Raw genomic sequence first — 25776 nt, 5'->3', positions numbered from 1 at the left:
GAACTCGTTATGCTAACAGTACTATGCATTATTTCTGACATAACAGTACCACCGCTTCTACTGCAATACCTTCTTTACGACCAACAAAACCGAGCTTTTCCGTCGTGGTCGCTTTTACATTAACTTGGGACAGGGCGCAATTCAGATCAATCGCAATACACTGGCGCATCGCATCAATGTGCGGAGCCATCTTGGGGGCTTGTGCCATAATAGTAATATCAACATTACCTATGTGGTAGCTGCGTTGTTGTACCTCTGCAAACACTTTACGTAATAGAATTCTACTGTCGATACCGTGATACGCGGCATCGGTGTCAGGAAAATGGTGTCCTATGTCGCCTAGGGCAACAGCGCCTAATAAGGCATCAGAGAGGGCATGTAACACAACATCGCCGTCAGAGTGCGCTAATAAGCCTTGTTCATAGTCAATTTTTACACCGCCTAATGTCACAGGGCCATCGCCACCAAAAGCATGCACATCAAAGCCATGACCAATTCGTATTGTCATTATCGGTTTTGCTCCAGATAAAATGCGGCCAATTGTAAATCTGCCGGTCGGGTAATTTTGAGATTATCACTGTGACCTTCTACGAGTAATACCGGCTCATTAGCCCACTCGATTGCCGAGGCTTCATCGGTGATGGTTACGCCTGCAGCCAAGGCTCTAGTGATACAATCACGTAATAATGCTGTCGGAAAAAATTGCGGCGTTAACGCATGCCAAAGTTGCTGCCGATCGACGGTATGTTGCACAAGCTGTGATCCACGCTTCATCGTATCTCTCACCGGCGTAGCCAAGATGCCACCATGGCCAACCGCCATACAACGTGTAATCAATAGTTCAATATCCTCACGTCGGACTAACGGCCTTGCGGCGTCATGCACTAAAACCCATGGGGTCTCAGTGGCGTCAATATGTTGCAGGGCATTGAGTACAGAGTTAACGCGTTCGGCGCCGCCGTCAACACGAATCAATCGCTCATCGGTTAAGCCCGTTGCTGAAAAATAAGGATCATCAGGACTTAATGCCAAATACAGATGTTTAACGGCATCTAGCATAAACAGCGGTTTAATACTGTGCTCAAGAATGGTTTTACCATGCAACCGCAAGTATTGTTTTGGCTTATCAGCCTGCATGCGCTGGCCAACCCCAGCCGCAGGGATCACCGCAGAAATAGCGGGAAACGAATTGATTGGCATCATGGATCTCGCGGTATTATCCGAAAAAAAACTTCATCTGCAGCAATTAAGCCTAGTTCGTTGCGAGCACGCTCTTCAATAGCTTCCTGTCCCTGACGCAAATCATTTACATCGGCCAACAACATTCTGTTGCGTTTAATCAGTTCTTGATTACTCGCTTGCTGCTGAGCAATTTCTTCTTGCTGTTTTAAGTAATCGGTAACACTAAGCTGACCAAACCATAATCGGTATTGTAAGGCTGCTAACGTTATCAATAATACGGCAATTAATATACGCATAGTCGATATCAGGTAATCTCTGTCAGTTTATTATGAAGCGTCTAGCGCTGACTGCAAAGCATTAATTTATAGCGTTTTACCAAGATGAGGCCTAGCAAAGTTACGCCAATTCAGTCGACTGGCCAGTAATAGCTCGCGCAATGCAAGTAATCGCGGTTCTTTCTTCTGCAGATTCAGCCATTGATGACCACAACACGCCGCCGTCATTATCGTTTTGTCAGGTTTAAGCAAAAACATATTACTGTTTTCAGATTGTAACGGCATACCGCTAAAAGCAAACCAACCATACTGATTACAATGAAGTTTTTCTTCCAGTAGATCAATTTCATCCACACTGTCTAACACAATACTTTCTAGCGTTTTGTCTTCAACGTACAGTGGCACAATCAATCCCAGTTTCGCGGCCTTACGATAAAACCGATCGATGGGTTCTGCTTGCTGCTTATTGGCTGGGCAACGACTATATTGTTTGGCATACCATGACGCATTTTGACTATCTAGAGCCAACGCGGTGGAATACTGCAAAATATTGCTGGCGGCTCGCCGGATATAAAAAGGTAAACTGGCTAAGCGTTTGGGCAATAGCGCTAACTCATCAGCCCGACACTGCGCTAAGCGCGCAAGCTCGCGCTCATACAAAGCATTGCAGAGCTCTGTATAAGTCTGGTTATCTGGCGTAACTTGCCAGAAGTGTGGTTGATTTTCATGCGTCATCGTCATGTGTCGATGTTAGCCAATCGCTCAATTTTTGTAAAACGCTAAATACGCAATTAATACGATAAGATCAAGCGAACGCCAGCATTCGCTATAGACGCTGTTTTAGAAAAACGGTAGTTTAAAGGAAATAGACTTAACACATTATCCTGTATGAATCGCCGACAATTTTTACAAGCCGCCGCTATCTCCCCCCTAGCTGTTGTCTTAGGGCTGAAATTTATTGCAACGCTACGCCCCTATCCACTACAAACCTTGCATACTCGCTTAAGAGGGCTGCAACCCGATCGGCTAATCAGCACGGGCACATGGCGTGTCAGCCAGATATTTCAGCATTGTGCGCAGAGTATTCGTTACTCTATTCATGGCTATCCTGAACATTATTCTGCGCTGTTTAAAAACACCGCAGGGAAGTTGGCGTTAAATGCTTTTGCGGCTTCGGGCAGTATGTCACACCCGCTGGATGAGGTTATTCCCGGTGCACCAGCACTCGCGCCTGACGTACCAAATGATGTTGCCCTACGGGAATTGCTACACGAACTCCAGCAATTTATTAATTGGCAAGGTGAACTTGAACCCCATTTCGCTTACGGCAGCCTTACTAAAGCTCAATATTACAGTGTGCATTACTTGCATCTAGAAAATCATCTCTTGGAGATTCAACAAGGTTAATGTGCGTGTATCCGCGGTGTACGATTTAGCAGGTTAGCTTAACGACTTAACGTTTCTTATTAAAACAAGTCTTATCTAAGGGGTGTTTAAGCTGTTGTCACGAAGCTCAAATTCACTTTGCGCTACGCCTTTGGCAAAAGGTTCGCATTTAATCTGCACCCGATATCCGAAAACACTGTTATCGGCAGGATCAGGATGGCCCTGCTTATTTAATCGAAGAGATACAGAGTGTGGCCCGTAAAAATGCTGCTGATTATTGGGGCTATATTGTTGACGTAAGCCATCTAATTGCTCATTACCTAATGTTAAACATTCTTCAGGAGTAGCACCAAGCTGAGCTTGCGTTTCCATACTAATCCAGTAAACCTGCAGTTGCGCATTAAAATGAATATCCAACAAAGTACTTCCTGCGGCGCCAGCCTGCTGCGCCTGACATTGCCGCTTTACGCATTTAAACGCGGCAATACTGGCTTTATCGCTTTGTTTTGACGTCGAAAAACGCTGCTGCAAGAGTGCTTCAACCTGTGCTTTATCCATACCTAAAGTCACATCATTTATGCTAATTTTACTTAGGTCAGTCTCAGTGAGTTGCGTTTTAGCCGAAGCGCTCGTGTTCACCTGCGACACCACAGCACTATTTAGTCCAGCAAAAACCAGCAGAGTAGGTATCGAAAACATTACAGACATAGCAAACCTCTTTGCAATAACAGCAACGAACTATAACGCAATACTATCGTAAAAAGCAGCGTATACAGAAGATAATAATTGTAGTGAGAGGAAAAGTGGCGGACGGAGACTGTTAAAAAAGAGGTTGCAGACGCAACCTCTTAGTGGGCAATATTACTGCCCTTTAATTTCGCTACGACCTTTATAGGGCGCTTGCGAACCTAATGCTTGTTCTATACGTAATAATTGATTGTATTTAGACACCCGATCAGAGCGGCACAACGAGCCCGTTTTAATTTGGCCAGCTGCAGTACCTACCGCTAAATCAGCAATGAAGGCATCTTCTGTCTCACCACTACGGTGTGAAATTACAGCAGTAAAACCGGCATCTTTTGCCATTTTAATCGCGGCTAAGGTCTCGGTTAATGAACCAATTTGGTTAAACTTGATTAAGATCGAATTACCAATGCCTTGTTCAATACCGCGGGTTAAAATTTTAGTATTGGTTACAAATAAATCGTCACCCACTAGTTGGACCTTATCACCAATTTTATTGGTTAAATCTTTCCAACCATCCCAATCGCTTTCATCTAACCCGTCTTCGATAGACACGATCGGATAACGCTGAGTCAGACCGGCTAGGTAATCGTTAAAGCCATAAGAATCGAAGCTTTTATCTTCACCACTCAGCACATATTTGCCATCTTTATAGAATTCTGAGGCGGCACAGTCTAAAGCAAGCGTGACATCTTTGTTCATCTCGTAACCAGCTGCTTTTACTGCTTCTACAATTACAGATAACGCTTCTTCATTTGATTTTAAATCTGGGGCAAAACCGCCCTCATCGCCCACGGCGGTATTCAGGCCGCGTTTTTGTAATTCTTTTTTCAGGCTATGGAAAATCTCTGCGCCCATCCGCAATGCTTCAGCGAATGTTTTTGCACCCACTGGCTGTACCATAAATTCTTGAATATCAACATTATTGTCAGCATGTTCGCCGCCATTAATGATATTCATCATAGGTACTGGCATGCTGTAAACACCCGACGTGCCGTTTAAATCAGCAATATGCTGGTATAACGGGATCTTTTTGTCCGCCGCTGCCGCACGCGCCACAGCTAAAGACACCGCTAAAATCGCGTTAGCCCCTAAGTTTGACTTACTTTCAGTACCATCTAAATCGATCATCAGTTGATCAATGTCTGCTTGTAAGTAGGCGTTTTTACCGATTAACGCCGCTTGAATTGGCCCGTCGATATTTGCTACCGCTTTGGTAACACCCTTGCCTAAATAACGACTTTTATCGCCATCACGCAGTTCTAGTGCTTCACGTGAACCGGTAGACGCACCTGAGGGCGCACAACCACGCCCCATAGCACCACTGGCTAAGTACACATCGGCTTCAACCGTTGGGTTTCCCCGTGAGTCCATAATTTCACGGGCGATAATTTTCACAATTTCTGACATAGCAATAAATCCCCTGTTAAAAACGAAAAAGCCGTGCAATATATCACGGCTTTGTAAAGTTATACGCGCTGCTGTTTTTGAAACTTGTGCGCTGCGGCAACAAAGCTTTGAAACAGCGGATGACCATCACGCGGTGTAGAATTAAATTCTGGATGAAATTGTCCAGCGACAAACCAGGGATGATCTGGGATTTCTATCATTTCTACCAACTGATTATCTGCTGATAGACCTGAAATCACCAAACCGGCCTCTTCTAATTGTGGGCGCAGGTTATTATTCACTTCGTAACGATGACGATGCCGTTCCTGAATAACCGACTTACCGTAAATATCACGAGCTTTGGTATTGTCGATAAGGTTACAGTTTTGACTGCCAAGGCGCATGGTGCCACCCAAGTCAGACTTATCGGTGCGAACTTCCACTGAACCATCGGCATCACGCCATTCAGTGATAAGGCCTACAACCGGGTAAGGTGTTGCTTTATTAAATTCAGTTGAATGTGCACCGCTTAGTCCAGCAACATTCCGGGCGTACTCAATCAGCGCCACTTGCATACCTAAACAAATACCCAAATACGGGACTTTTTGTTCACGCGCATATTTAGCCGCTAAAATTTTACCTTCGACACCACGCTCACCAAAGCCACCTGGCACTAAAATACCATCTAGACCGGCAAGTACAGCAACGCCTTTGCTTTCCACATCTTGCGAATCGATGTATTTAATGTTCACGGTTACGCGATTTTTTAACCCTGCATGGCCTAACGCTTCATTGACCGATTTATACGCATCGGGCAATTCTACATACTTACCCACCATACCAATGGTAATTTCGCCGGTAGGATTGGACTCTTGATACAGCACTTGCTCCCATTCCACCAAATCCGCTTCTGGGGCTTCAATATAGAATCGACGGCACACTAAATCGTCTAAGCCTTGAGACTTTAATAACGCAGGAATTTGGTAAATGCTGGACACGTCTTTTAACGAAATAACGGCTTTTTCTTCCACATTAGTAAACAACGCAATCTTAGCGCGTTCATTGGTTGGAATAGCCCGATCTGAACGACACACCAGAATATCTGGCTGGATACCGATAGAACGTAACTCTTTCACCGAATGCTGGGTAGGTTTGGTTTTGATTTCACCTGCCGTGCCTAAATATGGCACTAAGGTTAAATGCATATAGAGGGTACGCTCACGGCCAACCTCGGTTCCTAACTGCCGAATCGCCTCTAAGAAAGGCAATGACTCGATATCACCAACAGTACCGCCAATTTCGACAATCGCTATATCATAACCTTCAGCACCTGCCACCACCCGGTTTTTAATCTCATTGGTGATATGGGGGATAACCTGAATAGTCGCCCCTAAATAATCACCGCGACGTTCACGCCGCAGCACGTCAGCATAAATACGCCCTTGCGTGAAGTTGTTCAGTTTTGTCATTTTAGTGCGGATAAAACGCTCATAGTGACCTAAGTCTAAATCGGTCTCAGCGCCATCTTCGGTGACAAAGACTTCACCATGCTGAATGGGGCTCATGGTGCCCGGATCCACATTGATATAAGGATCAAGTTTAAGAATGGTCACGTTCAGACCACGCGCTTCCAGTATAGCCGCCAATGAGGCTGCAGCAATGCCTTTACCAAGCGATGAGACAACCCCACCCGTCACAAAGATATATCGTGTTGTCATAAGACCCCAGAAACGCAGTAAAATAAGATTAAGCCAAACCGGAAAAAGCAAAATGTCCGGTAAACAAAGTGATTACTGGAAACTTTAGGCTTTAACTATTTGGTATCAGGACGGGAGGAAAGTATAGCAAAGCACCAAGCGCGGCTCAATCTAAAGAAGGTCGAAGTGCTAACTTATTTCGTTTGCAGCTCTCGATTCAGCAACGCGATAGCTGTTTTACCTGCTGCCACAGTGCATCCATTTCTGCTAAATCACTTTGTTCAGGTGTTTTGCCTTGTGCTGCCAAGGCCTGTTCCACTAAACGAAACCGCTGCTCAAATTTGCTGTTGGCGGCCCGTAATACCGCTTCGGGATCTAATTTATGTTTGCGCACCACATTTACCATGGCAAACAGTAAATCGCCCAACTCTTCGGCTAACTCAGGGCTATCAGCTTGGGTTTGCTCTACTTCCAGCACTTCTTCTTTTACTTTATCCCAGCACCCAGCGACATCAGGCCAATCAAACCCCACATTGGCGCAGCGTTTTTGTAACTTATACGCGCGGCTTAAGGCTGGCATAGCCTGTGGGATATTATCTAAAACACTGTGCTGCCCCACTTGCTGGCGCTCATGGCTTTTTAACGCTTCCCAGTTTTTTAACACGGTATCTGCGTCGGCAGCGACTACATTGCCAAAAATATGCGGATGACGTCGCTCTAACTTGTCGCAAATAGCCGCAACACAATCCGCAAACTGAAAACGCGCTTCTTCTTGTGCCATTTGGGCATAAAACACCACTTGAAACAATAAGTCTCCCAGCTCGTCTTTCAGCTCATCAAAGTCCCCACGCGCAATAGCATCGGCAACTTCATACGCCTCTTCCAAAGTATAAGGCACGATAGTGCTGTACGTTTGTTTTAAATCCCAAGGGCAGCCATTGGCCGGATCACGTAACCTCGCCATAATAGTTAGCAATCTGGCGATATTGCTCTCGGGCGTCTTACCAGTACTTGCTTGTTGCTGACTATCAGCGAGTTGTGAATATGACACGGACAATTTTACCTATTAATGATGAAAACGCTTGGCTTCAATAACATCGTCAATTTGACTGACTTTACTGAGTAATTTATTTAACGAATCTAAATTATACAGCTCCATCGTCATATTGATTACGGCAGTTTGCGCTTTAATATCGGAGCTGCTGCTCATTTTAGTCACATTGGCTTTTTCGTTGGCTAAAATACTGGTGATATCGCGCAATAATCCGTTACGATCATGCGCGACAATACGAATATCTACTTCGTAACCCGAGGCATATTTATCGCCCCACGTTGCCTCAACCACCCGCTCAGGATGGGCATCGAGCAACGTTTTAAACTGCTCGCAATCATCGCGATGAATAGCAATACCGCGGCCTTGCGTAATGTAACCAATGATGGCATCACCCGGTAAAGGCTGACAGCACCCGGCCATATGGCTTAATAGATTACCGACACCTTGCACCACCACATCACTTTTCACTTTAGTGACTGGCAGCGGTTTTGTTTTTAACCTTGGATCAATCTCTGGCAATTCATGTTTCGGGCTCTGGCTCTGAATAAAGTGGACAACTTGTGTCACTTTAATTTCGCCGCCGCCAATCCCCACCAAAAGCTCATCCATGCTATTCACATTAAAACGCGCCAGCACCTTAGTTGGGAAATCCATCACTAAATTTAAACGATTTAACTCAGCATCAAGCAATTCGCGACCCGCTTGCAGATTTTTATCCCGATCTTGCAGCCGAAACCAATACTGCACTTTTGAGCGAGCGCGGCTCGATTTTAAGTAACCTAAATTGGGGTTTAACCAATCTCGGCTTGGATTGGGTTCACGTCCAGTTAAAATTTCGACTTGATCACCCGTTTTCAATTGATACGTAAAGGGAACTATCCGACCAGATATTTTAGCGCCAATACAACGATGGCCCACATTAGAATGCACATAATAGGCAAAGTCGAGCGGTGTGGAGCCTATCGGCAAATCGACAATATCGCCTTTTGGCGTAAACACGTAGACTCGATCTTCTATAACTTGCGTACGCAATTCTTCGGCTAAGTCGGTACCATCGGTTAAATCTTCTTGCCACTGCAACAGCTTGCGCAACCAACCAATTTTTTCATCATTTGCAGCAGTTTTTCCAGCTGCAGCGCCTTCTTTGTAGCGCCAATGCGCGGCTACGCCTAACTCAGACTCTTCATGCATTTGCCGAGTGCGTATTTGGATCTCAATAGGTCGGCCTAAAGGCCCCACTACTACCGTATGAATAGATTGATAGCCATTTTGCTTAGGTGTAGCAATATAATCGTCAAATTCTTTAGGTAAATGACGCCAGCCCGTGTGCACTAACCCCAGCGCCGCGTAGCAATCTTGTACCCGCTCAGTGATAATTCGGACGGCACGAATGTCATACAGCTGCTCAAAAGACAGCTGTTTTTTTTGCATTTTTTTCCAGATACTAAAAATATGCTTCGGTCGGCCATAGACCTCCGCGTGTAATTGCGCATCCTGCATTTTTAGGCGAACCGCCGAGACAAAATCTTGCATATATTGCTCACGATCCAACCGACGCTCCTCAAGCAAGCTCGCCACTTGCTTATAGGTTTGTGGATGTAAATACCGAAAAGCCAGATCTTCTAATTCCCACTTTAACTGACCAATTCCTAACCGATTGGCCAGAGGGGCAAAAATAGCGTTGGTTTCTTTCGCGGCTAAAACACGGGTTTCTTCATCGGCATTTTTAACATCACGCAAATAACAAATTTGCGCCGCCAGCTTAATCACCACCGCACGCACATCTTCTACCATGGCCAACAGCATGCGCCGTAAATTGTCGGCCTGCTGACCATCTGCACCTTGTTTAACACTGGTGGGAATAGTGCGGATGGCTTCCATTTGCTGTACTGAGGTTAACAAGGCGCTGACCGCCGCAGAAAAGTGTTGTCCCAATACGGGTAAATCTAATAAGCCCGCCTCAAACGCGGGAAATAGCAACGAAGCAATTAACGCATCATGATCCATTCTTAGCTCAGCCAGGATTTCAACCATCTCCCAACCGGTACGAACCTCAGCAACGTCATCATCTAATTGCTGTTGCTTGAGCCAACTGGCACACTCTAACAGCGCACCAATTTTTTTATCTGATAGACCTAATGAGCACAACCACTCTATTGTCTCACCTCCATGGTAACCACTGCTGTGTGATTGGCGAACCCTAACCATGCTCTGTCCTCATTCAATGCGCTGCGCAGCGAGTCTGCTGTACAACTTAATTAAGCGTCATGATTAATGACGGCTGAATAGTGCCATAAGTTCAAAATGACTGGTATGAGGAAACATATCCATTCCAGCAATTTTTTGTAATTGATACCCCGCATTAAGTAACCCTTTGCTGTCTCTAGCAAAGGTAGCGGCATTACAAGATACGTACAATATTTGTGCCGGTTTCAATGCAACTATCTGAGCAATGGCACCCTCTGCACCCGCTCGGGCTGGGTCCAATACGACTTTATCGTATAAGGGACGATTCCATTCCGCATTCCCCCAAGGTAAGTGTAAATCGGCTTGCCAAAAATGCACATTGTGTAAGTCATTAACCTGCGCATTATGCTGCGCTTGCTGCACCATTTTTGTCAGACCCTCAACACCATGCACCAATTTAGCGCGCTGCGCCAGCGCTAGGCTGAAGTTACCCATCCCAGCATAAAGATCAAGAATGGTTTCATCTGCTGTCGGCGCTAACCAGGCCAAAGCTTGATTCACCATCTGTTGATTAATCTGTGCATTTACTTGAATAAAATCGTCAGGGGCAAAAGATAACGACAATTGTTGATCGGCTAAAGTATACATGGGTGAGGCACGGTCAGTTTGCCAATAGCACAATTCGCCGGCGGAGGCTTCGCCTAGCCACGTTGCTTCAGGCCACGCGGCAACAAACGCCTGCCGTTGAGCTTCTGTTAAGGCCGCAGTATGGCGTACCACGACAAAGGGTTGCCCCTGTGCGTCAATCACTTCGGCATGAGTAATACACCCTGGCTGCGGCAATGCACTCACAACTTGTTTTAAAACGGCAAAAATTGGCGTTAAAACGGGACTGAGTACCGCACATGCCGCAATTGGGGTAAGGGCCTTATTGGCTGGCTGACGAAAGCCCACGATAACGTTTCGCGTTTTTTTATCAAACCACACACCAATCCGTGCTTTACGCCGATAACCTTGCGCTGCACCGCTTAATAACGGTTGCCATGGTAGCTCAGCAAGCTGTAATTGATGACGCAACAACGCATCAATACCCTGCTGTTTTATTTGTTGTTGCGCAGTTGCCGACAGATGTTGCAATTGACATCCGCCACATTGATGAATGTGTGCACAGAACGGTTCTATTCGTAATGGACTTGGTTGTATAACCTGCTCTGTGCGCGCTTTTAAAAATCCTGGTTTGTCTTCAATTATCTTAACCAAGACCTGTTCGCCAGGCAAAGCGCCACTCACAAAAGTGATCCTGTCTTGATAACGCGCAATACCGTTACCTTCATAATCCGCACGGTCTATCAGCAACTTCAATTGCTGACCGGTGCGCTGCGTTTTTTGTTTCTGTTTATAGAGCATTACCATTCGAAGCAGGTCTTATAGGCATTTTACAATGGATGTGTCATTATGACATGGCTGAGCTTAATTGTAACAAGTGCCGAGCCCTGATGAAGAAAATTGGTTTACGCTTTTGGTTAATTTTATGCAGTGTATTGCCTGCATTGCTAGTTGCATTGCTTCTGGGCAGCTATTTTAACCATAAACAACAGCAAGAAAGCGCGCTACATTTACGAGAGAGAGCCGCGAATATTGCACTATCATTAGCGATCAGTAGCCAAGAGCTACTGCAGCAACAGCAATTACAGACGATCAAATTATTATTAGAGCAGGCGCATCGGCTAAATTCGCCCTTGGTGATCAGCATTTCACTGTTTAACGCTAAGGGCGATCTATTACTCACCAGTAACACACAACACGATTTAAGCGCAGAAGCCTGGCATCAAAACACGGCTAAACCAACACATCTGAGTTATTTAGATCAGCAACAACACTTGTTGGTATATCAACCATTATTAAAAACGAATCCCCTGCGGGATATCGAGCCCGGTTATTTGTTATTGCAATTTGAACAACAACAATTGTTGTTAGAACAAAAAATTGGGTTTTTACACAGCAGCTTATTAGTAGCGTTGGCGCTTTTTCTCGCCTTATGTTTGGCCTTTTATTTAATTCAAAAGTTACAGCCAGAAATTCATCGCATCAAAAAACAAATGCAACAATTGATGGATGGGCAATATCGCGTTCGCGCCTACCCACTAGGGATCCGAGAATTAGATCAACTGCAAACCGGTATTATGCAACTGGCTGATCGTTTAGCGCAGTTTGAGCAAGATATGCAACAAAATATTGAGCAAGTAACCAGCGATCTCCAACAAAGTATGGAACAGCTCGAAATACAAAATATCCAACTGGACTTTGCCAAGCGTAAAGCGCTTGAAGATAATCGTCAAAAATCAGATTTTTTAGCCAAGATGAGCCACGAGTTGCGCACGCCGCTAAATGCCGTGATTGGCTTCACCCGACAATTGTTAAAAACCCCACTCAGTCATCACCAAAGTGATTATTTACATACTATTCAAAAGTCTGCCAATAGCCTGCTCAATTTAGTCAACGACGTACTCGATTTTTCGCGCCTTGAAGAAGGTCGCATGTCAATAAATCCAGAACCATTTTCGCTGCGCGATACGTTAAATGATGCCACTGAATTGCTCGCAGCAAACGCCTTTGATAAACAATTAGAATTGGTGTTGATTGTCGATCCCGAGTGTCCTGATGATGTTATTGCCGATCCGGCGCGCCTTAATCAGGTATTAATGAATATTGCGGGTAACGCCATTAAATTTACTGAACATGGCAGCGTTGTGATTAGAGTAACCGCCACAACCTTAAATGAAGAGCAAACACTAATTCATATTTCAGTAAAAGATACGGGACGTGGCATCAATAAAGAAAAGCAAGCTCGGTTATTTGATGGGATCTCACCGATTGAACAGAACGATCAACAAACTGGATCGGGCTTAGGATTGCTGATCTCAAAGCGGCTGGTAAACGCCATGCAAGGGAATATTGGCTTTGAAAGTTCGCCAGGCGAAGGCTCTACCTTTTGGTTTACCATTAAATGCCAGCGGCATCAATTAACCGTAGCAGAGCCGCTCCCGCTAGAGTTATTAGAACAAAAAACGGTTTTATATTTTGAACCCCAACAATATTCGCGCGAAGCAACCCTACAACTGCTGAAAAGTTGGGGCATGCACGTTACGGTATGTGCAACTAAAGCCCAATTACAGCAGGCGATAAGCCAAAATGCACACTACGCAATTGGCTTACTGGGGCGTGCTGTTGCCATTAACCAAGTAAACGAAATTATCAGTTTGGTACAACGTTTAAAAACACATTGTCAGCATATGTATTTGCTGGTTAATACGTTATCACCCAATTTACGGGAGGCATTGCTCAGTTCCGGCGCCAATGCGTGCTTACCAAAACCTGCGCATATGCGTAAATTGGCGTTAACCTTAGCACAACCTTATCATCAGCCTTTTTTAGAACAGATCGCCCCGGCTAAACCCAGCTTATACCCTTTAAAAGTGCTAACAGTAGATGATAACGAAGCTAATTTAAAACTTATCAACACGCTATTAAGAGAACGGGTGCAACAATTGGACTCTGCCCGCGATGGCGCTGAAGCCTGGCAAAAAACCACGCAACATGTTTATGATATTATTTTCATGGATATCAATATGCCTGTAATGGACGGCATTAGTGCGTGTCAGCGCATTCGCCAAAGCTCACTGAATGAACACACACCCATTATTGCCGTGACCGCACATGCTATGGATGGAGAGCGCGCGCGCTTAATCAGTCTAGGGTTCAGTGAGTTTTTAACCAAACCTTTAGATGAAAAGATGCTACATTACACGTTACAGGAATTTTGTCAGCTACAGAAAAATCCGCAACAAGTACCGGATCCGCATTTAACAACAATACCCTTAATAGATTGGCCTGCGGCATTGCAGCGCGCGGCTGGCAAACCCGAGTTAGCGCAAGAGATGTTGCTTTTATTGATCAAATCGCTACCTCAGTCTGATAAACAAATACGCCAAGCTATCACCGACAATGATCAACAAGTGTTGCTACATGCCTTGCATAAGCTCCATGGTGCCTGCTGTTACACTGGCGTACCGCGCTTAAAAAATTTGTTAGAAGCCTTGGAGACCCAACTGAAAAAAGGCGCCCATATTAAGTTATTGGAGCCTGAGTTATATGAGTTAGACGATGTGATACAGATGTTATTAGAGGCAGATACCAGCATGCCTGAAGAACTACTTCAGGCTTCTAATATCACCGTGGCGCAAGCGTAGGCCTGCTCATCACTGATACTGATCCACGTATACTTTATGCCCATTGTGGCAGCGAGCTCAGCGGCAAAGCCGTTCAGTACAAGCTCTGGTTTACCTTGGACATCATGGCGAATTTCGAAATGCTGAAATGAAATACCGCGGCCAATACCGGTCCCTAACGCTTTTGCAGCGGCTTCTTTCGCCGCAAACCGCTTGGCAAAATAACGTTCAGGCTGATTATGCGCGGCAAACTCTTCTTGCTCAAAAGGGGTTAATACCCGCGGCACTAGCCGCGGGCTTTGCTGCAAGCTGCGACTGATCCGTGCTATTTCAATAATATCAGTACCCAGCCCACGAATAGCCATTACCCTCTGGCCTCCACCATTAAACGTTTCATTTCTGTTACCGCCGGACCTAACCCGCTGAAAAGCGCTCGGGCAATAATGGCATGGCCAATATTTAATTCATACATCTGTGGAATGGCGGCGATGGGTTGTACATTATGATAATGTAAACCGTGACCGGCATTAACAATGAGGCCGAGTGATGCGGCATAAGCTGCCGCGTCGGCAATCCGGGTTAGCTCGGCTTGCTGTTCAGCCGCTTTCGTTGCTTCAGCATACCTTCCGGTATGAATTTCAATATAAGGCGCCCCTGCGGCTACTGCGGCTTCAATTTGTTTTTTATCGGCATCGATAAATAATGACACTAAAATATCAGAGTCGGCTAACTGCGCAACAGCATCAGTCATTCGGCTTAGCTGTCCGGCTACGTCTAGGCCACCTTCGGTGGTTAATTCAGAGCGCTTCTCGGGTACTAGACAGCTAAAATGAGGCTTTAATTTACAGGCTATGCCTAACATTTCCTCGGTTACCGCCATTTCGAAATTCAGCCGAGTTGCTAGGGTGTCGCGTAAAATAAATACGTCTCGATCAATAATATGACGACGATCTTCGCGTAAATGCACAGTAATGCCATCGGCACCCGCTTGCTCAGCCATTAGCGCGGCATGTACGGGTTCAGGATAAGCCGTACCGCGGGCGTTACGAACAGTAGCAATGTGGTCAATATTGACCCCTAAATAAATTGCGCTCATGTGACTCTCCAATATTTTGCCACCCTAACGTGGCATCATGACTGCGGCGAGGCCGGTGAAGGATTCATTTTTTCTAACTGATTAAACAACGCACGACTTGCAAGCGGTTTATTACCTAACAAGGGCGCAAATAATTGGCGACTCAGCAATTTGGCGGCAAGTAAGGTTTCAGGTTCATGCCAATGTTGTGCTGCAATAGCCCAAAGCTGCCGTCCTTGCCAAGTGTACTTTGGATAGGGTATTTGCTGCGTTATAGGCATAAAACCGTGTTCGGGCACATAATAATAATGCTGCTCAGCCTGTAAACTCTGTTGTAACGCATCATAATCCCAATCTGGCAGTACGCCCAATTCAGCTAATAAGGAAAACTCAAATTGCCGTAAACAGGGCTCTAATTGCTCAGAGGCGTGCAGCGCTAACGTTAAAGACTGCAACGCTGTTTCATAATACGTAAACAATTGCTCTGCGGCGGTATCTGTTGGCCAAAGTCGACAAATTAATTCGTTAATATACAAACCACTAAACAACACTTTACCGCTAAATAGATGCGCGGGTTGTTGCTCTTCGAGTTGCCGTACATTTTTTAAGCTACCTCGACCAACTAGCGCTATAGTGAATAACTGAAAAGGCTGTAACGCACGGTATTGTTTACCTTGTCGCTTACGAATAACAGCATCTAACCGCCCTTGTTCGGGCAACAGTAATTGCAATAAGAGTTTGTCTTCCTGAAAGGGACGGCTATGTAAAATATAGGCAGGCCATAATTTACCGTCCATTATCGAGGCTAATCTTCGCCGTATCCCAAGCTGCGTAATGCTCTTTCATCATCCGCCCAACCTGATTTGACCTTAACCCAAACCTGTAAAAACACGGGAGCATCCAGCATATCAGCCATATCTAAACGTGCTTCGGTAGCGATTTGCTTAATACGCTCACCTTTGTTACCGATCACCATACGTTTTTGGCTTTCGCGCTCAACCAACACCAGCGCAGCGATATGAAAATGCTTTTCTTCCCATTTAAATCGCTCTATCTCAACCGTAACCGCATAGGGCAATTCATCACCTAGAAAACGCATTAATTTTTCGCGTACAATTTCTGCCGCCATAAAACGCTGCGAACGATCGGTGATGTAATCATCCGGGAAAAAGAATTCGCATGGCGGTAATTGTTGTTGAACTACTTTGCGTAATGCACTGACGTTATCGCCTGATTCTGCTGATAAGGGCACCACTTGCAGAAAATTAAGCTGAGTTCCAAGCCATTGTAAATGTGGTAATAATTCAGATTTATCTTTGTACAGATCAACTTTGTTAACCACTAAAATAACTGGCTTCTGCGCCGCAATCAGTTTGTTAAGTACCATCTGATCATCATCATGCCAGCGGGTACCTTCAACCACAAATACCACCAGTTCGACATCTAAAATTGAAGAGGCTGCAGCTTTGTTCATCAAACGATTAATCGCGCGCTTTTCTTCTATATGTAGGCCAGGCGTATCAACATAAACAGTTTGGTGCTGACCATCAGTATCAATACCTACTATACGATGCCGAGTGGTTTGTGGTTTTTTTGAAGTTATACTCACCTTCTGCCCGACTAATTTATTCAGTAGGGTTGATTTACCTACGTTGGGGCGTCCAACAATAGCCACTAATCCTGCAAAGGTTTCAGGGAGTAGTTCATTTGACTTATCTGTCATGTTTAATTTTTTCCAAAGCATACTGAGCAGCATCTTGCTCAGCTTTGCGCCGAGAGGAACCGGTCGCGGTAATGGGTGTCATGCCCGGCACAGTACAGCGCACCGTAAAGGTTTGCTGATGTGCTTCTCCCACTGTAGCGATGACATCGTAAGTGGGTAAGGGTTTACGTAAGCCTTGTAGGTACTCTTGTAACAAGGTTTTTGAATCTTTTTGCTGACCCGGCGTAATCTCAATAAGACGTTGCTCAAACCACAACATTATTTGTGTTTTACAGGCGGCCATGCCACTGTCTAAATAAATTGCCCCAATAATCGCTTCTAAGGCATCGGCCAGAATTGATTCACGTCGAAAGCCACCGCTTTTTAATTCTCCGGGGCCTAATCGCAAAAACTCTGATAGGCCTAATTCTTGCGCAATAGAGGCCAACGTAACACCTTTTACCAATGCAGAGCGCATTCGCGTAAGATCGCCCTCCCGGGTATCTGGAAAGCGGGCAAATAAGGCTTCAGCAATAATCAATCCTAGTAACGCATCACCTAAGAACTCGAGGCGTTCGTTATGTTGCCCTTTACAACTGCGGTGGGTTAACGCCTGCTCTAATAACGCAGGCTCTTGAAACTGATAGCCGATCTTGCGCATTAATGGCGCTAATGGTTTTTGCATAACACACTCTTAATCGATCGGACCCAAACGCCCAAAACGCACACCAACGGGCACCCACCGAGGTAACCAGCTGTTTGGATCTTCACTAAATTCAAAACTCATCCAAATAAAGACGGCTTTACCCACCATATTATCGGCAGGTACAAAGCCCCAAAAGCGACTATCAATACTGTTATCGCGATTATCACCTATGACAAAATAATGCCCTTCAGGCACCACAAACTCATCAATCGCAGTATTAGGTTGCCGATAGTAATTGGCAATATCATCTGGTCGCATTGGCGTTTGTAGAATATTGTAGCTTGCCTCACCCAATTTTTCGACAAAACGGCGTTGCGGCAGTGGACCAAAAAAGAATTCGCCATCTGCTTGAAAATCTTGAGCAATTGGCTGCAATACACCACAATCTGTAGTTTGTGCTGATTGGCAAACCTTCGCGATATATAATTGTTTATCTTGGTACACAATACGATCGCCAGGTAAGCCAACAACGCGTTTAATGTAATCTAAGCGCGTATCTAAAGGGTACTTAAATACAGCTACATCACCACGAGCAGGTGCATTGTTTTGCCATAATGTTTTGCGCCATACAGGATCTTTGACATCATAGGAAAATTTTTCCACCAAGATAAAGTCGCCGACCAGTAACGTCGGCATCATTGATCCTGACGGAATTTGAAATGGCTCATACAGAAAGGAGCGAAACAGCATAATGCCGGCCACTAATGGAAAGATCGATTTCGCGGTCTCAATTACGGTTGGCTCTCTTAAGATGGCCTGCTGCGCTTGCTCAGATAACGACATGTTGGCTTGTGCCTGCGCGCTCACTAACGCTTGCTGCCGTTTTGGTGCAAGCAATAGCGCGTCAAGTAACCAAATTAATCCACATGCCAGTGTAAGTAGCACTAAAAAAATTGCAAAATAACCTGCCATGAAGCGTCCTTAAAATTTGCTAAGCTTATTTACCGACTTTTAAAATAGCCAAGAAAGCTTCTTGTGGTACTTCAACATTTCCCACTTGCTTCATACGCTTTTTACCGTCTTTCTGTTTTTGTAACAGCTTTTTCTTACGGCTGATATCACCACCGTAACATTTTGCCAATACGTTTTTACGCAACTGTTTCACCGTGGTACGCGCAATAACGTGGTTACCAATGGCTGCTTGAATCGCGATATCAAACATTTGACGCGGAATTAACTCTTTTAGCTTTTCAGCTAATTGACGCCCCCGGCCTTGGGCAAAATCGATATGACTGATGATGGCTAAGGCATCCACGCGCTCACCGTTAATCAGAATATCGACACGCTGCATGTTAGAGGTTTGGAAACGTTTAAAACTGTAGTCTAAAGACGCATAACCCCGGCTAGTCGATTTTAATCGATCGAAGAAGTCCATAACCACTTCGGCCATAGGGAGTTCATACACTACGGCAACCTGACGACCGTGATAGCTCATATTAACTTGCGTTCCGCGCTTCTCGATACACAAGGTAATCACATTACCTAAGTATTCTTGCGGTACTAAAATATGCGCTTCAACAATGGGTTCACGTATTTCGTCTATATCATTCACAGCAGGTAAAGCGCTGGGATTATCAACCAAAACGGTTTCGCCGTTTTTCTTAACCACTTCATACACTACCGTTGGAGCAGTAGTGATTAAGTCTAAGTCGTACTCACGCTCTAAACGCTCTTGAATGATTTCCATGTGTAACATACCCAGGAAACCTATACGAAAGCCAAACCCTAAAGCGCCAGAGTTTTCTGGTTCATAGAATAGCGACGAATCATTTAAACTGAGCTTAGCTAACGCGTCGCGAAAATCTTCATAATCATCACTGGAAACAGGAAATACGCCTGCATACACTTGGGGCTTGATGCGTTTAAAGCCAGGTAAAGGTTTTTCTGCACTGTTTTTAGCCAGCGTTAAGGTATCGCCTACTGGCGCACCCTTAATTTCTTTAATACCGGCAATAATGAAACCTACTTCGCCGGTTTTCAGCTCGCCAGTATCGGTCGCTTTGGGACTGAACACGCCCACTTTGTCCACTTCGTATGTTTGACCAGTCGACATCACCTTGATTTTGTCTTTGGCTTTGATACTGCCGTGTTTAACGCGAACTAGCGAAACAACTCCTTGATACGCATCAAACCAAGAATCAATAATTAGGGCCTGCGTTGGCAGCTCTGCATCACCTTCTGGGCAAGGCACTTGCTTAACAATAGTTTCTAACACATCTTTGATGCCCAACCCTGTTTTAGCAGAGCATTGCACCGCGCCAATAGCTTCAATACCGATGATGTCTTCAATCTCTTCCGACACACGTTCAGGTTCAGCTTGCGGTAAATCAATTTTATTCAGTACTGGAATAACTTCTAAATTCATATCCAGCGCCGTGTAACAGTTGGCAACGGTCTGTGCTTCAACACCTTGCCCTGCATCAACCACCAATAAAGCACCTTCACACGCTGCCAACGAACGACTTACCTCATAGGTAAAATCAACATGGCCAGGGGTATCGATGAAATTGAGCTGATAGGTTTTACCATCATCGGCTTTGTAATACAGCGTTACACTTTGCGCTTTTATCGTAATACCGCGCTCACGTTCTAAATCCATTGAATCTAGAACTTGTTGTTGCATTTCGCGATCGCTTAAACCACCGCAAAATTGAATAAGACGATCTGACAAGGTAGATTTACCATGGTCAATGTGGGCGATAATAGAAAAGTTTCTGATATGTTCGAGTTTAGGCATGTTATCCGCAAAAAACTGAAGGCATGTTTGCCGACGCGTTAGCCTAAAGCTAAAGACGTGCAACTGAGCATGCTGGTTGTTAACATTAATTAGCGCGAATTGTACTCTATCCGACAGCAGCTTGCTATGGTTGTTGCGTTTCGCTGATGGGGTTACTTACTTTCAAATTAGGTAAAACGTATAGAATCTTGACCTGCTCTTGTTGCTGCTGCACATTTTGGCTGTAACGGCTAGCGAGATAAAACCCGCTGGCGCCGGCCAAGATGGCGCTAAGCATTAACCACCCCTCTGCTAGCTGCCAAATAGACTGCAGCAATACCATGGTGATTAAGGCAAGTAGCAAAGGCACCAGATAAACCATTAAGGCCGCGACGACCAAACCGTGCTCTGCTATGCCAATTTGCACTTGCTCGCCGGGTAATAAATTCTCGGTAGTTTTTACAAAAAAACGATTTTGTCTAGGCGTAAAGGTTTTGGCCACAATACCGGTGCCGCAATCACTGCTTACCTGACAACTATTGCAGGTACCAACGGGCGTGGTCACTAACCATACTCCATCAGACTCAGTTGCCACCACAGTGGCAATTTCTTCTACCATTTAAGGCTCGATATCATGTTAACTACCTAGATAGTGAGTAGACAAGCGCATAAAGATGACATGCATTAACGTACCGCAGCGGCTAAACGCTGCGCAACATCAACATTAATTGGACCAATAACGGTAATATCGCGCTGTGCATCGGATTGCACAAAAATAGTCACAGCACCATCACGGTAAGCTTGTGTTGGCAATTGATGGCTGCGTTGCACAAACACAGATACCTGATGCAAACCATCACTTAATAGCCAATAACTTAATACTTCTGGCGTTAATTGCGGTACATGCAAGGGCTCAGGAATGATCTCAAAGCCCGCAGGTAGCCAATTAAGTTCGTGCTGTTGCGGCGATGCCGAAGCAGTTGTCTCGGCAGAGGACGTATCAGGTAATTCAATCGTTAGTAATTGTGCCAAACTGCCAGGCATCTCGGGGGTTATGCGCAAGTGAGTAACTTGCCACGTTTCTAAAGCGCGATTTTGTCGGCTTTGATCTTGTTCGGCTAAGGTATCAATACGTAATGGAAATCCAGTTTCAACATCTACCCACAACCAGTAATGATAACGTGTTTCATCAATGGCAGAGAGACGTAACAATTGCGCACTACGGCCATCAATCATCGAGCTACTGCCCGCAACAGCATCATATAGCTTACGAATTTTTGTTGGATCTTCAAACAGCAAAGCGGGTAATTCTTTTATACGCTCACTGCGCGTAATAAGGGATGGACGTTCGGCTAATAGGTAATAAACACGATCATTACGTCTGACAATATCGACACCTTCGGCAAACATCGGTATCAAGTGCTCTATATCAGCTTCGCCGTCACGTCCATGCAACCAGCGATAGGTTTCAGCTTGCCCACCTTTTAATACGACATAAGACACGTCAAAGTTATGCTGCCTAACACTGCCTTGTACTTTATCAAATAATACCCATCCCGTTCCGTCAGCGTAGACTGGCATGACTACATTGAGTACAACCAAACAACACATGCCAAACAGCCATTTCATCATTTATACTCGCGTGGTTCCTGTTCAGCTGTTGGGGCTGCAGTAGGCTGAGCTTCAGTGATTCGAACTTGCTGCCGATGCGCTTGCAACAACGCTTGTAAACGTCGTTGTTGTTCTTGCATGGCCTGCTGCTCTTGCGCTTCAAAACGACTGTCTACCGAGGTTTGACTTAAACTCACCGGTGTAGCAAACCCTGCCACTGGACGTGTTTGTAATACAGGTGAAGGCATAGATAAATCGGCCTCAAGCGGTTGCTGATATTGTTGCACACCCAATACTGCGACCAAGGCTACACTGGCTGCTATCGCCCCATGGGCAGCAGGTTTAAACCATTCTGCATTCGCTGCTTGACGCACACCCATCTTCATCTTTTGCAGCAAACTACGCTGCGTTTGCAATTGATAAGTGGGTTCTTGTTCAAGCAAACTGGCAAACTTATCACTAAAATCAACAGGCAAAACACTGTCGGCTTCATTACGCATGATCGCGCCAGTTAATTGATAGCGCTGCACAGTTTGCTGCAACTCAGCTTGCGTTAACAACGCAGACAGCTGCTCTGGTGTAACGGGCTTATTATCTGCGGCCTGTGACAGCCATTCCTGCTTTTCTGACAACATAAAGTTTCCTGTCAAATGGTCTTGTTCAGATTAGGTGTTACCCAATAAGAGGCTTCAACTGCGCATCAATTGCTTCACGTGCCCGGAAAATACGACTGCGAACTGTACCTATTGGACATTCCATTACTTCAGCAATTTCTTCATAACTCAGCCCCTCTAACTCACGCAAAGTAATCGCGGTACGTAATTCATCAGGCAGTTTTTCAATAGTACCAAATACAACATGACGAATTTCTTCCGATAATAACAAGCGTTCCGGCGAATCTTGTTCTTTTAAGGCATCACTACCTTCAAAATACTCAGCATCTTCAGCGTCCACATCACTGGCGGGGGGTTTACGCCCATTTGCAACCAGATAATTTTTAGCACTATTTACGGCAATTCGATAAAGCCAAGTGTAAAAGGCGCTCTCACCTCGGAAACCCGGTATGGCACGATAGGCCTTAATAAAGGCTTCTTGTGCAACATCTGCAACATCGCCATGGTTAGAGACATATCGCGAGATTAAGTTCGCTATCCTATGCTGATATTTTTTAACCAGAACATTAAACGCTGCTTTATCGCCTTGCTGTACGCGCTGGACTATCTGCCAATCTAATTCTTGCTCGCTCATTCTGTGAGCCTGCCCCTGTAATACTTTTTAGGTGTTGTAAACGAATGGCGCTAGTCAAGCGTATACACTATGACTGTAAGCTGAATAAATAGTTCTGTTTATTTTGACAAAAACGCTAGAATAAGTCGAACTACGTGCCGCAATGCGGCCCAACCTGCTGTAAAAGCAAGGGCCATCAATAGAGTTAAGTGTATCCTATGACACAACCAAAAGAATATCTTTGTGATGTATTAATTATCGGCAGCGGTGCTGCTGGTTTATCACTGGCATTACAACTGGCCGATCAGGCTAAGGTTATCGTCTTAAGCAAAGGCCCATTGCGTGAGGGTTCTACCCTATATGCGCAAGGTGGCATTGCGGCAGTATTTGATGAAAACGACAGTATTGCCTCGCATGTTAACGATACCCTAATCGCAGGCGCTGGATTATGTGAGCCCGCAGCCGTGCAATTTACTGCCGAGCATGCCAAAGAAGCTATGGAGTGGTTAATTGCTCAAGGTGTGCCGTTTGATCAATACCTTGATACTGATGGCAGTATGAAGTACCACCTGACGCGTGAGGGCGGCCATAGCCATCGGCGAATTCTGCACGCAGCCGATGCGACAGGTCGTGCTGTGCAAATTACCTTAGTTGATCAAGTCAAAAACCATCCAAACATTCAATTGCTGGAAAATTATAATGCGATTGATTTGCTTACGGGTAAAAAGTTAGGGCTAGATGCCAAACGCTGTTACGGTGCTTATGTCTGGAATAAAGCAGCGTCGCAAGTAGAAACTATCCAAGCAAAAGCGGTGGCATTAGCAACGGGCGGCGCCAGTAAAGTCTACTTGTATACCAGCAATCCAGATGTGGCCAGTGGTGATGGCATAGCCATGGCCTGGCGCGCCGGATGCCGCGTAGCCAATATGGAGTTTAATCAATTTCACCCAACAAGCCTGTATCATCCCGCTGCGCCAAATTTTTTGATTACTGAAGCCATGCGTGGCGAAGGTGCCTATCTCAAACGCCCCGATGGTAGCCGTTTTATGCCTGACTTTGATGACAGGGCAGAACTGGCGCCGCGCGATATCGTGGCACGTGCTATTGACTTTGAAATGAAACGCTTAGGCGCCAATTCGGTTTTTTTAGATATTAGTCATCAACCAAAAGATTTTATTATTGAACACTTCCCTACCATCTACGCTAAGTGCTTGAGTGTGGGCATCGATATCACTAAAGAAGCCATCCCTGTGGTACCAGCAGCCCACTATACCTGTGGTGGTGTAATGACCAATTTAAATGGTCAAACCGATCTAGATAATCTGTATGCTATTGGTGAAGTAGCTTATACCGGCTTGCATGGCGCTAATCGCATGGCGTCTAACTCTTTACTAGAATGTATTGTGTTTGCGCAAGCAGCTGCTCGGCATATCTTATCAGAGCTTGTCAGTACACAACCCACCCTCACCTTACCCGCTTGGGACGATAGCCGAGTCAGTAACTCTGATGAAGAAGTGGTTATTACCCATAATTGGCATGAGCTTAGATTATTTATGTGGGATTATGTTGGGATTGTGCGGACCGATAAGCGATTAGAACGGGCGTTACACCGCGTTGAGTTATTAAAACAAGAGATCCATGATTACTATAGTCACTTTCGGATCAGCCACAATTTACTGGAATTACGAAATTTAGTGCAGGTCTCTGAGCTCATTATTCGCTGTGCGATGCAACGAAAAGAAAGTCGCGGTTTGCATTACAATTTAGACTACCCTGAGCAACTCGCTGACAGCAAACCTAGCATTCTTACACCCCAGGCTTAACGCCAACGCTGCAATTGGATATGCCGGGCTAATGCCCGGTAATCCGCAGCCGAAAGTTGATCTGAAAAAATCCATTTTATGTGATTTTTCTGTTGCTGATCTTGCCAACATAACTGAATAAACCACTGGGTAACTAAACTGCGGGGGCTTAATTGCCCAGCGTCTTGATTAGCCGGCTGCCAATGCACCCCCCCCTCAGCCGTAATATGTAATACTCTATACTCAAACGGCATATACCAAGCGCGTAACAGCATATAAAACCACATGCTTAATATCACGGCGGCAACCGCATAACGATAACCCGATAACGGCAATAATAAAAAAACCAATGCTCCCCATAACATGGCTAGCAGCAGAGCATATTGTCGATACCGCGAAGACGTTAACGCAATGCTAGACTCTAACACGATTGACGATAAGCTCAATTAACGCTTGAACAGCAGCATCTTCTGAACGATTATGCCCCATAAACCAAGCAAATAAATCTGGATCATCACACGCCAATAAACGTTCAAAATCCACTTTTTGTTGTTCAGACAGGGCGTCATAGCCTTCTTCTACAAAGGGCGCCAATAGCACATCCAATTCCAACATCCCGCGACGACATGCCCAACGTAGTTTAGGCTTACTCATTAATGGTGTAGCGATTACTTCTGACATAAATGTTCCTTAATACATATATTAACGATTTATTGCACTTAACAGCCTGTTCGTCGCTGCGTTTTACAAAGATAAAGATATAAATAGATAGTAACAAAAATTGGCCTAAGGGG

General features: G+C 45.1%; 26 protein-coding genes. 3 read left to right on the top strand and 23 right to left on the bottom strand.

What is annotated here, in order from left to right; translation table 11 throughout:
• Positions 1-28: 28 nt before the first annotated feature.
• From ispF to IE070_RS11045, 4 genes are all read right to left on the bottom strand, one after another.
• Positions 29-508 carry a 2-C-methyl-D-erythritol 2,4-cyclodiphosphate synthase gene (gene ispF, locus IE070_RS11060; RefSeq protein WP_189483244.1) on the bottom strand — a complete coding sequence of 160 codons (480 nt, stop codon included), beginning with the start codon at positions 506-508 and terminating at the stop codon, positions 29-31.
• Positions 508-1200 carry a 2-C-methyl-D-erythritol 4-phosphate cytidylyltransferase gene (ispD, locus tag IE070_RS11055; protein WP_189483277.1) on the bottom strand — a complete coding sequence of 231 codons (693 nt, stop codon included), beginning with the start codon at positions 1198-1200 and terminating at the stop codon, positions 508-510. Before ispD ends, ispF begins: the two co-directional genes overlap by 1 nt.
• On the bottom strand, positions 1200-1478 hold the full coding sequence (ftsB, locus tag IE070_RS11050) for a cell division protein FtsB (protein WP_189483243.1): 279 nt from the start codon (positions 1476-1478) through the stop codon (positions 1200-1202). The genes ispD and ftsB overlap by 1 nt, the downstream gene beginning before the upstream one ends.
• Before the next feature lie 66 nt (positions 1479-1544).
• Positions 1545-2198: a hypothetical protein gene (locus IE070_RS11045; RefSeq protein ID WP_229797040.1), complete on the bottom strand. Its 654-nt coding sequence runs from the start codon at positions 2196-2198 to the stop codon at positions 1545-1547.
• A gap of 147 nt (positions 2199-2345) precedes the next feature.
• Here IE070_RS11045 and IE070_RS11040 point away from each other — a divergent pair, with 147 nt between their 5' ends.
• Positions 2346-2864, top strand: coding sequence for a DUF1569 domain-containing protein (locus IE070_RS11040; RefSeq protein ID WP_189483242.1), 519 nt, complete (start codon positions 2346-2348; stop codon positions 2862-2864).
• Between the two features lie 75 nt (positions 2865-2939).
• On the opposite strand, the gene IE070_RS11035 is transcribed toward IE070_RS11040, so the two are convergent.
• The 6 genes from IE070_RS11035 to rlmD form a co-directional block, all read right to left on the bottom strand.
• A complete protein-coding gene (locus tag IE070_RS11035; RefSeq protein WP_189483241.1) occupies positions 2940-3551 on the bottom strand; it encodes a hypothetical protein in 612 nt (203 codons plus the stop codon).
• Between the two features lie 153 nt (positions 3552-3704).
• A complete protein-coding gene (eno, locus tag IE070_RS11030) occupies positions 3705-4997 on the bottom strand; it encodes a phosphopyruvate hydratase (RefSeq protein WP_189483240.1) in 1293 nt (430 codons plus the stop codon).
• A gap of 59 nt (positions 4998-5056) precedes the next feature.
• Positions 5057-6694 (bottom strand): CTP synthase, encoded by a 1638-nt coding sequence (gene pyrG / locus IE070_RS11025; RefSeq protein WP_189483239.1) that lies wholly within the window; start codon positions 6692-6694, stop codon positions 5057-5059.
• Between the two features lie 196 nt (positions 6695-6890).
• Positions 6891-7658, bottom strand: a complete 768-nt coding sequence (gene mazG, locus IE070_RS11020) for a nucleoside triphosphate pyrophosphohydrolase (protein WP_373296968.1) — start codon at positions 7656-7658, stop codon at positions 6891-6893.
• An 81-nt stretch (positions 7659-7739) separates the two neighbouring features.
• The gene (relA, locus tag IE070_RS11015) at positions 7740-9935 is read right to left on the bottom strand and encodes a GTP diphosphokinase (protein WP_189483238.1); all 2196 of its coding nucleotides are present in this window, start codon (positions 9933-9935) and stop codon (positions 7740-7742) included.
• Positions 9936-9998: 63 nt separating this feature from the next.
• Complete coding sequence (rlmD, locus tag IE070_RS11010; RefSeq protein ID WP_229797039.1) at positions 9999-11321, bottom strand: 23S rRNA (uracil(1939)-C(5))-methyltransferase RlmD; 1323 nt, start codon at positions 11319-11321, stop codon at positions 9999-10001.
• An 89-nt stretch (positions 11322-11410) separates the two neighbouring features.
• On the opposite strand from rlmD, the gene barA reads away from it, so the two are divergent.
• Entirely contained in the window at positions 11411-14164 is a 2754-nt protein-coding gene (gene barA / locus IE070_RS11005; protein WP_189483236.1) for a two-component sensor histidine kinase BarA, read from the top strand.
• Here the strand turns inward: barA and acpS are convergent.
• The 11 genes from acpS to rpoE all read right to left on the bottom strand — a co-directional run bounded on the left by acpS (position 14131) and on the right by rpoE (position 23201).
• Entirely contained in the window at positions 14131-14508 is a 378-nt protein-coding gene (gene acpS / locus IE070_RS11000) for a holo-ACP synthase (RefSeq protein WP_189483235.1), read from the bottom strand. The two genes, barA and acpS, sit on opposite strands and share 34 nt — an antisense overlap.
• Positions 14508-15239 (bottom strand): pyridoxine 5'-phosphate synthase, encoded by a 732-nt coding sequence (gene pdxJ, locus IE070_RS10995; protein WP_189483234.1) that lies wholly within the window; start codon positions 15237-15239, stop codon positions 14508-14510. The genes acpS and pdxJ overlap by 1 nt, the downstream gene beginning before the upstream one ends.
• 35 nt (positions 15240-15274) lie before the next feature.
• Positions 15275-16015, bottom strand: coding sequence for a DNA repair protein RecO (recO, locus tag IE070_RS10990; protein WP_189483233.1), 741 nt, complete (start codon positions 16013-16015; stop codon positions 15275-15277).
• A gap of 8 nt (positions 16016-16023) precedes the next feature.
• Positions 16024-16941, bottom strand: coding sequence for a GTPase Era (gene era / locus IE070_RS10985; RefSeq protein WP_189483232.1), 918 nt, complete (start codon positions 16939-16941; stop codon positions 16024-16026).
• The gene (rnc, locus tag IE070_RS10980) at positions 16931-17605 is read right to left on the bottom strand and encodes a ribonuclease III (RefSeq protein WP_189483231.1); all 675 of its coding nucleotides are present in this window, start codon (positions 17603-17605) and stop codon (positions 16931-16933) included. Before rnc ends, era begins: the two co-directional genes overlap by 11 nt.
• 9 nt (positions 17606-17614) lie before the next feature.
• Positions 17615-18538, bottom strand: a complete 924-nt coding sequence (gene lepB, locus IE070_RS10975; RefSeq protein ID WP_189483230.1) for a signal peptidase I — start codon at positions 18536-18538, stop codon at positions 17615-17617.
• A 25-nt stretch (positions 18539-18563) separates the two neighbouring features.
• Positions 18564-20363, bottom strand: a complete 1800-nt coding sequence (lepA, locus tag IE070_RS10970; RefSeq protein ID WP_189483229.1) for a translation elongation factor 4 — start codon at positions 20361-20363, stop codon at positions 18564-18566.
• Positions 20364-20487: 124 nt separating this feature from the next.
• Positions 20488-20961, bottom strand: coding sequence for a SoxR reducing system RseC family protein (locus tag IE070_RS10965; protein ID WP_189483228.1), 474 nt, complete (start codon positions 20959-20961; stop codon positions 20488-20490).
• A gap of 65 nt (positions 20962-21026) precedes the next feature.
• Positions 21027-21974, bottom strand: a complete 948-nt coding sequence (locus IE070_RS10960; RefSeq protein ID WP_189483227.1) for a MucB/RseB C-terminal domain-containing protein — start codon at positions 21972-21974, stop codon at positions 21027-21029.
• Positions 21971-22588 carry a sigma-E factor negative regulatory protein gene (locus IE070_RS10955; RefSeq protein ID WP_189483226.1) on the bottom strand — a complete coding sequence of 206 codons (618 nt, stop codon included), beginning with the start codon at positions 22586-22588 and terminating at the stop codon, positions 21971-21973. Before IE070_RS10955 ends, IE070_RS10960 begins: the two co-directional genes overlap by 4 nt.
• A gap of 37 nt (positions 22589-22625) precedes the next feature.
• Positions 22626-23201: an RNA polymerase sigma factor RpoE gene (gene rpoE / locus IE070_RS10950; RefSeq protein WP_189483225.1), complete on the bottom strand. Its 576-nt coding sequence runs from the start codon at positions 23199-23201 to the stop codon at positions 22626-22628.
• Positions 23202-23398: 197 nt separating this feature from the next.
• Here rpoE and nadB point away from each other — a divergent pair, with 197 nt between their 5' ends.
• The gene (gene nadB / locus IE070_RS10945) at positions 23399-25003 is read left to right on the top strand and encodes an L-aspartate oxidase (protein ID WP_189483224.1); all 1605 of its coding nucleotides are present in this window, start codon (positions 23399-23401) and stop codon (positions 25001-25003) included.
• Here the strand turns inward: nadB and IE070_RS10940 are convergent.
• Complete coding sequence (locus tag IE070_RS10940) at positions 25000-25428, bottom strand: protein YgfX (protein WP_189483223.1); 429 nt, start codon at positions 25426-25428, stop codon at positions 25000-25002. The two genes, nadB and IE070_RS10940, sit on opposite strands and share 4 nt — an antisense overlap.
• The gene (locus IE070_RS10935; RefSeq protein WP_229797038.1) at positions 25397-25663 is read right to left on the bottom strand and encodes an FAD assembly factor SdhE; all 267 of its coding nucleotides are present in this window, start codon (positions 25661-25663) and stop codon (positions 25397-25399) included. Before IE070_RS10935 ends, IE070_RS10940 begins: the two co-directional genes overlap by 32 nt.
• Positions 25664-25776: the final 113 nt, after the last annotated feature.

Source organism: Alishewanella tabrizica (assembly GCF_014652375.1).
In the GTDB taxonomy this organism is placed as follows: domain Bacteria; phylum Pseudomonadota; class Gammaproteobacteria; order Enterobacterales; family Alteromonadaceae; genus Alishewanella; species Alishewanella tabrizica.
This window is presented reverse-complemented; position numbering and strand designations above follow the sequence as displayed.